A 13,593-nucleotide genomic window follows, 5' to 3' on the forward strand; every position below is an offset into this window, starting at 1 on the left:
GGTCAGGCCACCGCCGCGCGCGGCGCGGGCGACAGCAGCTCAAGGGAAGTCAGGCGTGCGTCGAGGTCGGCCACCGGCGCGTCGAGGATGAATTCGCCCACGCCGAAGCGCCGGTGCAGCACATCCAGTTCGTCACGCACATGCTGCGCATCACCCGACAGCACGCTCGGGCGCGTTTCCTCGATGCGGAAGTCGGCCACGCCCACCTGGCGCGCATATTCGGCGGCCGCCTCGGGGCTGGGCAGGTTCACCGCCTGGCCGGGGCCGAGGTGCAGCTTGTAGACCCGCAATGCGCCGATATGGCGGGCAGCCGCTTCGGCGGTCGGAGCTGCGAAGGCTACCGTCGCCAACAGCGGTAGCTGCGTGGAGACATCGCGGTAGGCGTCGAACGCCGCCTCGATGTGTTTCGGGTCGCCATCAAAGTGCGCGGCGTAGACGAAGCGCCAGCCCAGTTCGGCTGCCTGCCGCGCGCTCTGCGGGCTGGCACCGAGCAGGAAACGCTCCGGTGCCTGCCGCGGGATCGGGCGTGCCACCGCCTCGGTGTCGGTGCTGGAAAGATAGTCCTCCAGGTCGCGCAGTTGCTGGTCGAAATCGGCAAACACCGGTCGCCCCGCTGCCAATGCCGCCGTAGAGGCCGGCAGGCCACCGGGCGCCTTGCCCACGCCCAGATCCACGCGCCCCGGCGCCAGCGCGGCCAGCAGGTTGAAGTTCTCCGCCACCTTGTACGGCGCGTAGTGGCGCAGCATCACTCCGCCGCTTCCGATGCGGATGCGGCGGGTCTGTGCCAGCACCCAGGCCGCCAGCACTTCCGGCGCCGGGCTGGCCAGCGTCGGCGCGGCATGGTGCTCGGCAAACCAGTAGCGGTGATAGCCCAGCTGTTCGGCGCGCTGCGCCAGCTGCAGGCTGTTGCGCAGCGCCTGTTCCGGCGAGGCGCCCTCGGCTACCGGGCTCTTGTCCAATACGCTGATCTGATAGCTCATCCTCGCGTCCTCGCTCAGGGGTGGGCCACGGGGATGCCGAGCAACCCGTTCAGCGCGGCCAGGATCGGTTCGGCACCGGAAACGTACTGGCGGTCCCGGTGCGCGCCGCTGGCCAGTTCGCTGCGCACGCCCTGCGGCAGCACCAGCTTCGGCAACGACTGGTCCTGCTCGCCGATCTCGGCGATCACCTCGCGGCGCGGCCGCGCGAAGCCGATGCGGCGCACGTCCAGCTGCGCATCCAGGCCGTCGATGCTCGACAGCGCCCCTTCCAGCAGCAGGCTGTGCCGGCAGAAGAAGCGCTGGCCGGGAATCTGTCCATCCTCGAACTCACGATCGAGCAGGAACAGGATGGGCTTATCGGTTGCGTCCAGACTCACGGGGTCGTCCTCATCGGGGGGCGGCAATGCGATGCCGCTTCGATATCGATGCTAGAGATGACCGCGACCGCGACAGCGATGCCAGGCGACAATCGACGGTCAGATCCGGCCACGCAGATGCGCCTTGGCCATAAGCAAAGCGCCGCCGGTTATGCCGTCAGGCGATGCGGCGCAGCGGCGCCGGTACCGCCAGCGTCCGTGCGGTCAGATGCGCGGCCGCACGCTCGGTCGCCAGCGCGATCCGCGCCTGCAAGGCCACACTGGTGATGTGCTCGCCCTCGAAGTCGGCCGGCGTGGCGTACACCCCGATTGGCAGCGTGTGCGCCTGCAGGAAACTGAACAATGGCCGCAGCTGGTGGTCGATCACCAGCGCGTGGCGCTCGCTGCCGCCGGTTGCCGCCAGCAGTACCGGCGTATCCACCAGCGCTTCAAGCCCGATGAAGTCGACCAGATGCTTGAACAGCCCCGGATACGATCCCCGATAGACGGGCGCAGCCACTACCAGCAGCCCGGCCGCCTCGATCGTCCGCAGCGCCTGCTCCACGGCGGGCTCCGCTTCATCGCGCGACAACGCCTGCCCCAGCGAGCGCGCGATCGGCGCCAGCTCCACCAGGTCCACACTGGCATGCACCCGCTGCTGCAACGACGCCAGCAGGTGCCGTACCAGCAGCAATGTGCGCGACGTCGCCGAACTGGTCGGCGACCCCACCACTGCAACCACCTTCAATGCAGAAGACATGAAATGCTCCTCGATGATGCCGAACTACCGCCGGCCGCCTTTCGCCTTGTGTAGAGCCGAGCCATGCTCGGCTGCTTTCGCCTTTGCAGAGTCGAGCCATGCTCGACTGCTCCAGATCAGAACCGGTAATTGATCCGCCCGTACCAGAACGCTCCGATCCGGCTCAGCACGTCGCCCGAATCCCACGTCGTCTCGATGCTGGCCACATCGGTGGCACTGCGCGCGTAGTCCGGCACCTTGCGCGTGCGCTTGTCGAACACGTTGTGGATACCCAGTGCCGCACTCCAGCCCGCACCCAGTTCCACCCCACCGGACAGGTTGGTCACCAGTACCGGCGGCTGCCTGTACTCCACGCCATTGTTCAGGCGCTTGATCGGGCCGTAATAGGTGAAATCGACGTTCGAGCGCCAGCGTCCGTTCTGCCAGCCCAGTCCGGCCACCTGCGTGTAGCTGGGCGTGCGGAAGCGCAGCGCGTACTCGCTGCTCCTGGTCAGCAGGTTGATGTTCGGCAACCCCTGCAGCGCCGCCGGAATGTCGCTGACCTTCTGGATGGTGGTGCGGCCCACGTTGGCCGCGTAGCTCCAGCGCAGCTTGCCCCACGCGGTTTCCTGGTTGGCCTCCAGGGTCAACTCGACACCGCGCGTACGCGTGTTGCCCACGTTGGTGAAGTAGCTGGCATAGAAGGCATCACCCGGCAGGATGCTGATACCCGCCGATCCCAGCAGTGCATCGATGGTGTTCTTCTGCGCCGCACTCAGCACCGTGCCGCTGTTGTCGGTGATGCGCGCCGGGTCCTGCGCGTTGTAGCCGATCTGGCTGGACTGGCCGAGCTGGCCACGGATATCGATCTGGTACGCATCCACGGCCAGGTGGAAGGCCGGGCTCGGGTCCCAGGTCACGCCGAGGCTGTAATTGGTGGCTTTCTCAGGCTTCAGCGGCGTGGCACCCAGTGCGATCGCCGCCGGCGACGACACCTGTGCCACCAGCGTGGTGCCGCAGGGGCAGCTGCCGGTGGCCTGGTAGAACTGCGCGCCCAGGCTGGGCGCATGGAAGCCGTTGCTGACCGTGGCCCGCACGCCCAGCGCATCGGTGACGTCGAAGCGCGTGGTCAAGCGCCCGGTGGACACGCTGCCAAAGTCGGAATGGTCTTCCCAGCGCGCGGCGGCATCCAGGTACCAGCGCGAGGTGATGTTGGTGGCGGCGCCCACATAGACCGCCTTGCTGTTGCGGGTGGCCTTCACCGCATCGGCGGTGGAGTAGCCCACGAAGGCGGCCGCGCCGAAGCCGGTATACGACTCCCACTGCCCTGCCCCGCGTTCGTACTGTTCGTGCTGATACTCCGCGCCCGCGCTCACTTCCAACGGCGAGGCAAACGCCGCCACCTCGAAACCACGGCGCAGATCCAGGTTGGCGATGCCCTGCTGGTAGTCCAGCTTGCCGTCGTAGAAGTCAGTGGGCGATCCCGGGTAAGGCAGCGAATAGTTCACCGAGTTGCGGGTGTAGGTGCGCACCGTACTGCGGTTGCCGGTCAGGCTGGCGTCGTAGTCCCATCCCGCGACCTGGCCTTTCACGCCCGCGGTGCCGGTGTACTGCTTCTCCTTGGTTTCCAGCACCGGCAGGAACCCATCGGGAAACACACTCAGCACGCCGGGTGCCTTGTAGGTGGTGAAGATGGTCGCCGGCAGACGGAAGTTCTGGATCGCCTGCGCGGTGCGGTCGCTGGCGGTGGCATTGGCGTAGAACTGTGCGCTCTCGCCCAGGCCATGGCCCACGTTCACCGCAAACGCCTTCAACGCGTACGACGGGGAACTGAGGATCGTGTTGGCCTCTGCATTGCGGCTGGCTTCCGCCGGGTTGGGCGAGGCACCGGCCGGCAACCGGTTGTTCGGGCGCAGCGCAACCAGATTGCCGTTGGCATCCACGGCCGGATAGCTCAGGTAGCCATCGATGTAGCGACGGGTACGGATCGCATGGTGCTGCCGCGTGGTCTCGCCCGAGAGGTTGACGAAGCCATCGGCGCCCCACGGCAGGCCCACGTTGGCCCGCACGCTGGTGCGCGAACCGTCACCGTCGATGCTCTGCCCGCTTTCCACGGCGAACTCGCCACCGTGCGCCTGGGACTTCAGGATCACGTTGACCACACCGGTGATCGCGTCCGAACCATAGATGGCCGATGCACCGTCGCGCAGCACTTCCACATGGTCAATGGCCGAGACCGGAATCAGCGCCAGGTCGGCCCAGGCATGGCCCGGAAAGCCGCCACCGTTTGCGCCACTGACGTAGGCGCTGGCATTGCGGCGCTTGCCGTTCACCAGCACCAGCGTGTAGCCCGGCGACAGGTTGCGCAGCTGGTAACCGCGGATCAGGCTCTCCTGGTCGCTCTGGTAGCCACCGATCTGGCTGAGCGACGGCAGCGCGCGTTGCAGTGCTTCGAGCAGGTTGGCCTGGCCGGTGGCGGTGAGGTCTTCGGCGGAGATCACATCGATCGGCGTGGAGCTGTTCTTCACTGTACGCGTGCTGGTACGCGAGCCCGTCACCACCACCGCATCCAGCGTGGATGCCGTCACATTGGCGGTTGCCGCCGTGGTGGCAGGATCCGCATCGGCTTCAGCGGCATGGCTGGGCGACGGGGCCAGGGTGGCCGCGATCAGGACAGCAAGAGAGCTCAGGACAGGAGTATGGGCGGCAGGCATGGGGGCTCGTGGGGGTGGGCCGGAGACACGCTTCCATTCAAGGGCCTGTTCACCCACCGCGACAGGCGCGATCGCGTCACCCAGGCGTAACATCCGGCCACCCACATGACTGCTGGTAATGAGGTTAGGCAGCCCGCGCCGGTGCACTGCTGTCTATAGAGCCGAGCCCACGCTCGGCTGCTCTTCGCGACGGCGTGCATCCACTTCTGCCAGTTTTGAGCAGAGCGTGGGCTCGGCTCTACAGGAAGGGATCCGCCCCCGGGGCCGCACATGCTCCACAGGCATCACCTCATGCCCGCGCACCTCTCCGCACCGCGCATCACCGCCCGTAGCATCACGCCATGCCCAGCCCACCTGCCGATCCCACCGCCCCGCTCGTCGCCATCGTCGCCTGCCACGGCCAGGGGCTGTTCGAGTTCGGCTGTGCGGTCGGCCTGTTCGCGCCCGTGCGCCCGGAACTCGGCGTGGCCTGGTACCGCACCCAACTGTGTGCGGGCGAACCGGGTGCGATACGCATGCTGGGTGGCACGCAGGTACAACTGCCCTGCGCGCTGGATGCCGTCGACGACGCCGACATCATCGTCATTCCCGGCTGGCGCGAACCCAGCGAGCGTCCGCCGCAGGCGCTGCTCGATACGCTTATCCGCGCGCACGGCCGCGGCGCACGCATCGCTTCGATCTGCTCCGGTGCGTTCGTGCTGGCGTGGGCCGGGCTGCTCGATGGGCGCCAGGCCACCACCCACTGGCGCCTCACCGAAGCGCTGGCACGCGACTTCCCGCGTATCCACGTACGCGAAGATGTGCTGTACGTGGACACCGGCAACATCATTACCTCCGCAGGTTCGGCCACCGGCATGGACATGATGCTGCACATGGTGCGCAAGGATTACGGCGCGCGCGTGGCCAACCTCGTCGCCGAACGGCTGGTGCTGGCGCCGTGGCGCGATGCCGGGCGCAGCCAGCGCGTCAGCCGGGCCATTCCCAATGGCGAGCCCACGCGGTTGGCGAAGTTGATGGAGTGGATGCGCCGCAATCTGCGTGAACCGCACTCGCTCGGTAGTCTCGCTGAGCAGGCTGCACTCAGCCAACGCACCCTGCAACGGCAGTTCCTGGAAGCCACCGGCCTGTCACCCATCGACTGGCTGATCCGCGAGCGCGTCGCATTTGCGCGCGAGCTGCTGGAAACCACGGACCGGCCGCTGCAGTGGATCGCCGAACAGGCCGGCTTCGGCTCGCAGGAGTCGTTCCGCCGCCATTTCCGCAGCCAGGCCGACGCCAGCCCGACCGAGTACCGCAACCAGCATCGCGGCGGTGTCGGCGCGGATCGGTTGCTGGGCTGCTGAGCCAACGCACTGCTTGCCAGCACCACGTGAGGAAAGGCTCACGGCGGGCTGCGGCGCCGCACGTATAGTGATGAGCGTCACAAGAAGCCCCTTCCATGCTCCACGCATTTGCTTACGCCAGCCATATGTCGGCTGGGCTTTCCGATGAATTCCTCCAGCAGATCGTTTACCGATCTGCCGCGTTCAACCGCCGGGTGGACGTGACCGGTGCATTGCTCGTCGATGGGCAGCGGTTTTTCCAGTACGTCGAAGGTCCTCCCGACGGGCTGGAGGCGGTCAAGCGACGCATCCATGACAGCCGAGCACATGCTGCCATCGTGCCGGTCCTGGACATGGCGATCAGCACGCGTGCTGTCCCCTATTGGGCCATGACCCGCATCGAGACCGGGCAGATCATGGTGTCCGGCCTGGTCAATGCGCGATGGGACGAATTTGGCCATTCCGTTCCGGGCATGGATCAGCTCGTCGGCCTGCTGCGTCCGCACTTCCCGCGCATCGGCACCGTCGGCGCTCAACGTGCGTGCGCTGGATACAGCTGAACCACCGCCTTGCGCGCGCGCGCCCGCGCACCCGCGTCTTCCCTGCACGCGTCATCATTCAAGCTGCGCAGTCCATCGTCTTTGCCACCTACACCGCATGCCTGTACCTGCTCAGCCTTCAACGGAAACACGCACCTCGCCCGCCGAGCTGTTCGAGGTCGTCGTCATGCGCGCAGGCACGGCCCTGTTCGCGATCGATGTCCAGACCGCCCTGGAAATACGCGGCCCCGAGACCTTCGGCCCCGCAGATCAGCATGGCAGGCGGAACTTGGAGGTACGTGGGCAGCCATTGCCGGTGGCCGACCTGCGCAGGCTCAGCGGGCAACCGGCATTCGATGGCGGCAGCCCGGCCATGCTGTTGATCAACGCCGGTACTGCAACCTTGGCGCTGGCCGTGGACGAAGTGCTGGAGATTGAGACACCGGACGCGACCACACGCGTCCCCGAGCGTGCCGCAGGCCTATCGTTCGGCTTCTGCAGCCGGCACATTCAACTTGACCCGGCGCGCTCGGCTGCACTGATCGAACCGCTGGCACTGCTGGGCGCACTTGCGACGCGGGGGTGACTGGCGGCGTCTCAGGATCGTCCTGCCAGGGCATGGTTTCGCAGCCTCCAGCACTGCGCGGCAAAGCCGATCACGAATACCACCAGGCAGGCCAGCAGCGTGTGCAGCACCACCGGTGCCATCGGCGCCGCGGCAATCGGGTGCGCAGCCGGCAACCGCGTCAGCGTTTCATTCACGCCTGGCACCAGCGACAGCAGGAAGCTGAAAGACAGTGCAAATGGCGACACGTAGCGCGCTGCGCGACCCAGGCAGCGCAGCCGCGCGGCCAGCACGCCGCCGAACGCCACCAGCAGCACGATCACGCCGAACGCGTGGCCTGGATTAAGGCCACCCGTGCTGGAGACGGTGAATGACGTCGCCACCGACAGCACCAGTCCCGTCAGGTACACCTTGCCCGAGCGTGTGGCAGGGTCGATGGCACGATGGCGAATGAAGGCATACAGACCGCTGAGAACCGGGATCAGGCTGACAACGGTATGGAACACACCAAGCGTGGATAGAGGATGCGACATGAAACATCTCCAGGGAGTGTTTGAACCTACTAGTAGGTAGGTGTCGAGTTCAAAAAAAGGGCCTACGTTGCCGCAGGCCCACCACACGCCGCTCAGGCAGTCGCGCTCACCCGCGCGATCGCCAACCGTGCCAGTGCCGCGAAGGTCGCCGCGTCACCAAAACCGCGCGCGGCCAGCATCGCGCCATGCACCGACGACATGAACGCCCTGGCCTCGTCCGCAGGGGAACCCTGCAGGCGCAACTGGCCCAGCGCCGCGCCCTTCTCCAGCGTCACCGTCAGCCACCCGCTCAGATCCTCGAAATGCCCGCGCACTTCTTCGGCAATCTCGGCAGGAATCATCGGCGCCTCGGCTGCCAGCATCGCGCAGATGCAGAACGAAGACGTCCCCCCGGCAATACAGCTGGACCAGTACTCCACATAAGCGTTGAGCTCCCGCAGCGGGTCGTCCAGCTGCCGGTCCAGCAGCGCCAAGCCTTCGCGCGCCTCGGCCCGGTACAGTTCAACCACCGTGCGCACCAGGTCCGCCTTGCTGGGGAAGTGGTGATGGATGCTGGCCTTGCTGATGTTCACCCGCGCGGACACGTCGGCGTAGCTGAAGCCGTTGTAGCCACCGGCCTCCAGCAGCGAGCGGGCATGGGCCAGGATCTCCTGGGCCTTGGGCGAGAGCGACTCTTTCATGTCGCCAACCTACTAGTAGGTTGACCCACTGTCAACTCTCCGCTGCGGGGTCGGCAGCATCTGGTAGTGCCGGCCGCTGGCCGGCAACTGTACGCACCCAACTCCACCGGGATGCCGGCCAGCGGCCGGCACTACCGCATCCGGGCGTTCGTGGCCGGCTTTGACATGCAGGTAGTTACCTGCATATAGTCCACTCAAGGGCGGCACCTGCCGGCCCATGCGAGGAACCTGCAATGGTGGATATCGCACACCGGGTCGGCATCAAGGCCCCCGTAAGCCAGGTGTACCAGGCCCTGGCCACCCCCGAAGGCGTGGCGGCCTGGTGGGCTGAAGACACCCACGGCGACCGCAACGTCGGCAGCACGGTCAGGGTGCGCTTCACGAACAACGGCCAGGAAATCGGCGCCATGGAAATGCTGCTGGAACAGCTCATTCCCGGCGAGCTGGTGCTCTGGAAGTTCCTGGCCGGCCCCGCCGAATGGATCGGCACGCATGCGCGTTTCGTGCTGAAACAGGAAGGCGACTACTGCATCGTGCTGTTCAGCCACGAAGGCTGGAAGGAACGCGTCGAGTTCACCTCCCACTGCAGCACCAAGTGGGCGGTGTTCCTGATGAGCCTCAAAGCCCTGCTGGAAACCGGCAAGGGCCAGCCCAACCCACACGACATCAGGATCGACAACTGGAACTGAAGACGCCCCGCATGAATGCAGACAAGGTGTTCAAGGCACTGGCCGACCCCACGCGCAGAACGCTGCTGGACCTGCTCTGCGAAACCAACGGCCAGACCCTGGGCCAGCTGTGCGAACACCTGGACATGGCCCGGCAATCGGTCACCCAGCACCTGGGCCTGCTGGAAGACGCCAACCTGATCAGCACCGTGCGCCGTGGCCGCGAGAAGCTGCACTTCATCAACCCGGTGCCGCTGCATGAAGTCTATGAGCGGTGGGTACGCAAGTTCGAGCAGCAGCGCCTGAGCCTGCTGCATGACCTGAAACGCGAGCTGGAAGGAGAATGACGATGTCCGTTGAATCGACCCGCTTCATCCACGTGATCTACATCGCCTCCACGCCACAGAAGGTGTTCGAGGCCATCACCCGCCCCGAGATCGCCAGCCGCTACTGGGGCCACGAGAACGTCTCCGACTGGAAACCCGGCTCGCGCTGGCAGCACGTGCGCGCCAACGAAACGCGCTCGGTCGAACTGGTCGGCGAGGTGGTGGAAAGCACCCCGCCCTCGCGGCTGGTCATCACCTGGGCCGCCGCCTCACAGGCCGACAATCCCGCTGCCTACAGCCGGGTCACCTTCGAGATCGTGCCTTACCAGGACATGGTGCGGCTGACCGTTACCCACGACGAGCTTGAACCGGGCAGCGGCATGGATACCGGCATCCGCCAGGGCTGGCCGATCGTGCTGTCGAGCCTGAAGTCGCTGCTGGAGACGGGCAAGGGGCTGGATGTGTTTGCGAAGCCAGCGTAGTCATCGGGATGGTTGGCCCGCGCGGGCGGCACTGGGTAGATGCCCTCCTGTCACCGCCGCCGCGCAATCCCCAATCGCTCCCAACAATTGAATTTCATGGACCAATAGGGAGCACATGGTTCTCGAGTTCCGATATGTCCCCCGCGTTGCTGACCGTCGATCAGGCTGCCCAGCAGCTCAGCCTGCACCCCAAAACTGTCCTGCGGCATATCCGTAGCGGCCAACTGCGCGCGACCCGCATCGGCAAGTCCTATCGCATCACCGCTGAAGACCTCGACGTGTTCACCGGCACCGTGCGTGAGCCCTCCGCTGCGCGCCCACAGCTGACCACGGTGGTGGATATTCCCGGATGCGGTGCGGCACGTGCCGCCGACCTGGTCCGTGCCCTGCATGCGCGCGTCACCGGCCGCGAGGCCGACGATGAGCCGCTGCGCATGGAGACGATCTATTCGCCTGAGCACGATGTGCTCAAGCTGATCGTGATCGGTGGCCTGGCGGGTTCCACGGCGCTGCTGGTCAGCCTGCAGCGTCTGCTGCAGGACCGCAGCGCATGAAGCGGCAGCGCCCCGGCATTCCCACGCAGCACGTACTTGCCGCCTACCGCCAGGTGCTTTCGGACTGGCCGGGACCACACGAATCGCACCATCTCGCCACCCGCGCCGGCTCGACATTCGTGGTCAGCTGCGGCCCGGAACACGGCCCTGCCCTGGTGCTGCTGCATGGCACCCTCAGCAATGCCGCCAGCTGGATGTTCGATGCCGAACGTTGGAGCGAGTACTACCGCGTGCATGCCGTCGACATCATTGGCGAACCGGGCCTCAGCGAAGGCACGCAACCTGCGCTGGACAGCGATGCGCATGCGCAATGGCTGGATGATGTTCTCGACGCACTCGGCATGGAAAGTGCAGCATTCGTGGGCCTGTCGTTCGGCGGCTTCCTGGCACTGGACTACGCGCTGCGAAGGCCTGCCCGGGTCAACGCACTGGTCCTGGTCAGCCCCTCGGGTATCGGGCGCCAGCGTGCATTCCTGCTCAAGGCGCTGCCACTGTTGCTGCTTGGCCGATGGGGACGCGAGCGCCTGCGCCGTGCGGTCATGGGTCCCGCGCCACTGCATGCACCTGCACGCGCGCAGCCGTTGCTCAACCTGCTGGCATTGATCCGTGCCGAGGTTCGGCCACGTCCGCTGCGCATTCCCCGCATCAGCGACGAGCGCCTGGCTGCGTTGCATCCGCCGGTAGCTCTTGTCATGGGCGCGCGTGATGCCCTCATCGACACCCCTGCCGCCGCCGAACGCATGAAGCGGCTCGTCCCGACGGCGGACGTCACCCTGCTCGCAGACGCCTATCACTACATCCCCGGCCTGCGCGAAGACATCCTCGCCCGGCTGCGTCAACTGCAGAACCTCCAGCATGAATGATTCCATTGAACACTTCGGCACCACCCGCCTCCTGCGCATCGCGCCGCAGGGCCCCGCACTCGATGCCAACGGCCTGCGCGATCTGGTCGGCGACGCCCTTGGGCATCAGGCCGAGTGGATTGCCGTGCCGGTGCAGCGCCTTTCGGCAGACTTCTTCGAGCTTCGCTCCGGCATGGCCGGGCAATGGCTGCAGATGCTGGTGAACTACCGCCTGCGTTTCGCCGTGCTGGGCGATGTCAGCGCTTACCGCGCACAAAGCGAATCACTGGACGCGTGGATCACCGAATGCAACCGCGGCCACAACGGCTGCTTCGTGTCCGACTGGGATGCCCTGCTGGCACGTCTTCCCGTGTCGGCCAGCTAGCGCGCCGTCCAGCCCCCATCCATGGGCAGTGCCGTGCCGGTGATCTGCGCTGCGGCGTCCGAGGCCAGGAACACCACCATCTCGCCCAGCTGCTCGGGCGTCACGAACTGCAACGACGGCTGCTTCTCGGCCAGCAGCGCGCGCGCGGCGGACTCCTGATCCGTGCCCTCGCGCTCGGCCAACGCGGTGATCTGCTGCTCGACCAGCGCCGTTCGCACCCAGCCTGGGCAGATCGCGTTTGCGGTGATGCCGGTGCCCGCATTCTCAAGCGCGGTCACCTTGGTGAACCCCACCACGCCATGCTTGGCCGCCACATAGGCCGATTTGTTCACCGAGCCGACCAGCCCGTGCACCGACGCAATGTTGATGATGCGGCCAGCGCCCTGCTGCTTCATGTGCGGCAAGGCCGCCGCAGTGGCATGGAACACCGCCGACAGGTTCAGCGCCAGGATCGCATCCCACTTCTCGACCGGGAATTCCTCGATCGATGCGGTGTGCTGGATGCCCGCGTTGTTCACCAGGATATCGATGCGCCCCATCGTCGCGACGGCGTGGTCGATCATCCCTCGCACCGCCTCGCCCTTGGACAGGTCGGCACCGTCATGCACCACCCGTACGCCGAACTCGGCTTCCAGGCGGGCACGGGTGCGTTCGATCGCCGCCGCATCGCCGAAGCCATTCAACACGATGTCGGCCCCTTGCCCGGCCAGCGCGGTGGCAATGCCAAGACCGATACCACTGGTGGAGCCGGTAACCACCGCAACCTTTCCACTGAACATGGGTGAGCTTCCATTGGGCGTAGGTGGTCAGTGTAGCTTTGCCGGCGCCCCGCTTCAGCGACGCTACATTGGTCAATTAACGGTTAGAACGCGTTGGGTAGCCGCCGAGGGAAGTGTCCAGCGTTCTTTCAAAACGGACGGTACGCCTCAGAGGGGACGCATCCGTGGCCCGCTGGCGATGCTGTCCGACTCCCACAAGGGCAATGCATCCATGCTTTGCCCGGCGGATCGAACACGTCCGAAAATAGCTTCTGCGGCCGTTCTACTCCCCCCACCGCCAACCGGGCGGGGCGCCTTTCATCCAGCAGATAAGGACAAGCGCCAACACCACGGCCCACGTGTAGAGCTGAAACGCGATGGGCTCGCGAAATGGAGAGAACAGAAACGGACCCGCCAGTAGCAGGCCGAATGCGACTGCGTACACAAGCCAGCCTTGCCACGCGCACGGCATCCCCCAGCCCCATCCGTACTTCTTCCTGGTAAACCAGTACTTCCTGCTGATCATTGCAGTGTTCCTCGATGGCCACCGGTCTCACTCACCTGATCCAAGCATGCTTTGAGCTGTTCGTAAAGACGCCGGTCCAGAATCAAGTCAATATCCCCTCTGGCTGTGACGAGAACAGAGCTACGATCCGTGCGCAGCACGAAGACGTTGCGACCGTTCTGCATGCCGAACTTGCCAAGTTCAACGCCCCCGGTGCTGGTCCCACGTTGCCGGTGAGGCAGCGTGATCCTTGAAGCATCGGAAGCGTCCTGCCACGCGACACTGGAAAGCGGGAGCTGCAGTCGGACAAACGCTGCTGACCCAATCAGCTGGCCATCTGTAATGGCGATGTACGCTGTCCGCGCTTGATATACGAGGCCAAAGGCAACTACGACAACAACGGCCAGCGCCGAGCCGAGCGCAATACTCCTGGCTGGCACCCCGCCAGAGCGGGATGCAAGCCATATTGCGATCAGAACCACGGCTGCTGCCACGCATATGCCGAGAGGAAGCGCATAGGCGTGAATCAGGGATACGTCCAGCGTCGATCGGCACATCATCAGGAACTACTCCGCAGAGATTGGCCGCATGCCATAAACGTAAGTCGTCTCGACAATTATCTCAAATGCGTCTTCGTCACAGGTA

Annotated in this window: 17 protein-coding genes; 9 read left to right on the forward strand and 8 right to left on the reverse strand. The window is 65.7% G+C overall.

Annotation, left to right across the window (positions count from 1 at the left end; all coding sequences use genetic code 11):
* Positions 1-2: 2 nt before the first annotated feature.
* The 4 genes from AC5P8Z_RS00475 to AC5P8Z_RS00490 all read right to left on the reverse strand — a co-directional run bounded on the left by AC5P8Z_RS00475 (position 3) and on the right by AC5P8Z_RS00490 (position 4,789).
* On the reverse strand, positions 3-980 hold the full coding sequence (locus tag AC5P8Z_RS00475) for an MsnO8 family LLM class oxidoreductase (RefSeq protein WP_495227746.1): 978 nt from the start codon (positions 978-980) through the stop codon (positions 3-5).
* Between the two features lie 14 nt (positions 981-994).
* The gene (locus tag AC5P8Z_RS00480) at positions 995-1,357 is read right to left on the reverse strand and encodes a DUF3088 family protein (RefSeq protein ID WP_286071749.1); all 363 of its coding nucleotides are present in this window, start codon (positions 1,355-1,357) and stop codon (positions 995-997) included.
* A 157-nt stretch (positions 1,358-1,514) separates the two neighbouring features.
* Positions 1,515-2,096, reverse strand: coding sequence for an FMN reductase (msuE, locus tag AC5P8Z_RS00485; RefSeq protein ID WP_495227748.1), 582 nt, complete (start codon positions 2,094-2,096; stop codon positions 1,515-1,517).
* Between the two features lie 116 nt (positions 2,097-2,212).
* Entirely contained in the window at positions 2,213-4,789 is a 2,577-nt protein-coding gene (locus AC5P8Z_RS00490) for a TonB-dependent receptor plug domain-containing protein (RefSeq protein ID WP_495227750.1), read from the reverse strand.
* Positions 4,790-5,130: 341 nt separating this feature from the next.
* Between AC5P8Z_RS00490 and ftrA the strand changes: the two genes are divergently transcribed.
* The 3 genes from ftrA to AC5P8Z_RS00505 all read left to right on the forward strand — a co-directional run bounded on the left by ftrA (position 5,131) and on the right by AC5P8Z_RS00505 (position 7,236).
* Entirely contained in the window at positions 5,131-6,132 is a 1,002-nt protein-coding gene (gene ftrA / locus AC5P8Z_RS00495; RefSeq protein WP_495227751.1) for a transcriptional regulator FtrA, read from the forward strand.
* Between the two features lie 95 nt (positions 6,133-6,227).
* A complete protein-coding gene (locus AC5P8Z_RS00500) occupies positions 6,228-6,671 on the forward strand; it encodes a BLUF domain-containing protein (RefSeq protein ID WP_495227753.1) in 444 nt (147 codons plus the stop codon).
* A 97-nt stretch (positions 6,672-6,768) separates the two neighbouring features.
* A complete protein-coding gene (locus AC5P8Z_RS00505; RefSeq protein WP_495227754.1) occupies positions 6,769-7,236 on the forward strand; it encodes a chemotaxis protein CheW in 468 nt (155 codons plus the stop codon).
* Positions 7,237-7,247: 11 nt separating this feature from the next.
* On the opposite strand, the gene AC5P8Z_RS00510 is transcribed toward AC5P8Z_RS00505, so the two are convergent.
* Both AC5P8Z_RS00510 and AC5P8Z_RS00515 read right to left on the reverse strand, forming a co-directional pair.
* Positions 7,248-7,748, reverse strand: coding sequence for a hypothetical protein (locus AC5P8Z_RS00510; RefSeq protein ID WP_495227755.1), 501 nt, complete (start codon positions 7,746-7,748; stop codon positions 7,248-7,250).
* A gap of 92 nt (positions 7,749-7,840) precedes the next feature.
* Positions 7,841-8,428, reverse strand: a complete 588-nt coding sequence (locus tag AC5P8Z_RS00515) for a TetR/AcrR family transcriptional regulator (RefSeq protein ID WP_423179191.1) — start codon at positions 8,426-8,428, stop codon at positions 7,841-7,843.
* Between the two features lie 233 nt (positions 8,429-8,661).
* Between AC5P8Z_RS00515 and AC5P8Z_RS00520 the strand changes: the two genes are divergently transcribed.
* The 6 genes from AC5P8Z_RS00520 (at position 8,662) to AC5P8Z_RS00545 (ending at position 11,685) form a co-directional block, all read left to right on the forward strand.
* A complete protein-coding gene (locus AC5P8Z_RS00520) occupies positions 8,662-9,117 on the forward strand; it encodes an SRPBCC family protein (protein WP_495227756.1) in 456 nt (151 codons plus the stop codon).
* 11 nt (positions 9,118-9,128) lie between these two features.
* Positions 9,129-9,443, forward strand: a complete 315-nt coding sequence (locus AC5P8Z_RS00525) for an ArsR/SmtB family transcription factor (protein WP_286071738.1) — start codon at positions 9,129-9,131, stop codon at positions 9,441-9,443.
* Positions 9,444-9,445: 2 nt separating this feature from the next.
* Positions 9,446-9,904 carry an SRPBCC family protein gene (locus AC5P8Z_RS00530; RefSeq protein WP_495227757.1) on the forward strand — a complete coding sequence of 153 codons (459 nt, stop codon included), beginning with the start codon at positions 9,446-9,448 and terminating at the stop codon, positions 9,902-9,904.
* Between the two features lie 134 nt (positions 9,905-10,038).
* The gene (locus AC5P8Z_RS00535; protein ID WP_058982586.1) at positions 10,039-10,458 is read left to right on the forward strand and encodes a helix-turn-helix domain-containing protein; all 420 of its coding nucleotides are present in this window, start codon (positions 10,039-10,041) and stop codon (positions 10,456-10,458) included.
* Entirely contained in the window at positions 10,455-11,321 is an 867-nt protein-coding gene (locus tag AC5P8Z_RS00540; protein ID WP_495227759.1) for an alpha/beta fold hydrolase, read from the forward strand. The genes AC5P8Z_RS00535 and AC5P8Z_RS00540 overlap by 4 nt, the downstream gene beginning before the upstream one ends.
* Complete coding sequence (locus AC5P8Z_RS00545) at positions 11,314-11,685, forward strand: DUF4180 domain-containing protein (protein WP_495227761.1); 372 nt, start codon at positions 11,314-11,316, stop codon at positions 11,683-11,685. Before AC5P8Z_RS00540 ends, AC5P8Z_RS00545 begins: the two co-directional genes overlap by 8 nt.
* On the opposite strand, the gene AC5P8Z_RS00550 is transcribed toward AC5P8Z_RS00545, so the two are convergent.
* The gene (locus AC5P8Z_RS00550; protein WP_495227763.1) at positions 11,682-12,464 is read right to left on the reverse strand and encodes a 3-hydroxybutyrate dehydrogenase; all 783 of its coding nucleotides are present in this window, start codon (positions 12,462-12,464) and stop codon (positions 11,682-11,684) included. The genes AC5P8Z_RS00545 and AC5P8Z_RS00550 overlap by 4 nt on opposite strands.
* 501 nt (positions 12,465-12,965) lie before the next feature.
* Positions 12,966-13,508 carry a hypothetical protein gene (locus AC5P8Z_RS00555; RefSeq protein WP_495227764.1) on the reverse strand — a complete coding sequence of 181 codons (543 nt, stop codon included), beginning with the start codon at positions 13,506-13,508 and terminating at the stop codon, positions 12,966-12,968.
* Positions 13,509-13,593 lie beyond the last annotated feature (85 nt).

The sequence above is a fragment of the Stenotrophomonas sp. YJH_SMC_17 genome, from assembly GCF_059371655.1.

What these genes read in the sequence shown, in the direction of transcription:
- AC5P8Z_RS00520 (WP_495227756.1), top strand. Translation starts at nt 8,662, where the DNA reads ATGGTGGATATCGCACACCGGGTCGGCATCAAGGCCCCCGTAAGCCAG.
- AC5P8Z_RS00525 (WP_286071738.1), top strand. Translation starts at nt 9,129, where the DNA reads ATGAATGCAGACAAGGTGTTCAAGGCACTGGCCGACCCCACGCGCAGA.
- AC5P8Z_RS00500 (WP_495227753.1), top strand. Translation starts at nt 6,228, where the DNA reads ATGCTCCACGCATTTGCTTACGCCAGCCATATGTCGGCTGGGCTTTCC.
- AC5P8Z_RS00475 (WP_495227746.1), bottom strand. Translation starts at nt 980, where the DNA reads ATGAGCTATCAGATCAGCGTATTGGACAAGAGCCCGGTAGCCGAGGGC.
- AC5P8Z_RS00540 (WP_495227759.1), top strand. Translation starts at nt 10,455, where the DNA reads ATGAAGCGGCAGCGCCCCGGCATTCCCACGCAGCACGTACTTGCCGCC.
- AC5P8Z_RS00490 (WP_495227750.1), bottom strand. Translation starts at nt 4,789, where the DNA reads ATGCCTGCCGCCCATACTCCTGTCCTGAGCTCTCTTGCTGTCCTGATC.
- AC5P8Z_RS00550 (WP_495227763.1), bottom strand. Translation starts at nt 12,464, where the DNA reads ATGTTCAGTGGAAAGGTTGCGGTGGTTACCGGCTCCACCAGTGGTATC.
- AC5P8Z_RS00510 (WP_495227755.1), bottom strand. Translation starts at nt 7,748, where the DNA reads ATGTCGCATCCTCTATCCACGCTTGGTGTGTTCCATACCGTTGTCAGC.
- AC5P8Z_RS00545 (WP_495227761.1), top strand. Translation starts at nt 11,314, where the DNA reads ATGAATGATTCCATTGAACACTTCGGCACCACCCGCCTCCTGCGCATC.
- ftrA (WP_495227751.1), top strand. Translation starts at nt 5,131, where the DNA reads ATGCCCAGCCCACCTGCCGATCCCACCGCCCCGCTCGTCGCCATCGTC.
- AC5P8Z_RS00515 (WP_423179191.1), bottom strand. Translation starts at nt 8,428, where the DNA reads ATGAAAGAGTCGCTCTCGCCCAAGGCCCAGGAGATCCTGGCCCATGCC.
- msuE (WP_495227748.1), bottom strand. Translation starts at nt 2,096, where the DNA reads ATGTCTTCTGCATTGAAGGTGGTTGCAGTGGTGGGGTCGCCGACCAGT.
- AC5P8Z_RS00530 (WP_495227757.1), top strand. Translation starts at nt 9,446, where the DNA reads ATGTCCGTTGAATCGACCCGCTTCATCCACGTGATCTACATCGCCTCC.
- AC5P8Z_RS00505 (WP_495227754.1), top strand. Translation starts at nt 6,769, where the DNA reads ATGCCTGTACCTGCTCAGCCTTCAACGGAAACACGCACCTCGCCCGCC.
- AC5P8Z_RS00555 (WP_495227764.1), bottom strand. Translation starts at nt 13,508, where the DNA reads ATGATGTGCCGATCGACGCTGGACGTATCCCTGATTCACGCCTATGCG.
- AC5P8Z_RS00535 (WP_058982586.1), top strand. Translation starts at nt 10,039, where the DNA reads ATGTCCCCCGCGTTGCTGACCGTCGATCAGGCTGCCCAGCAGCTCAGC.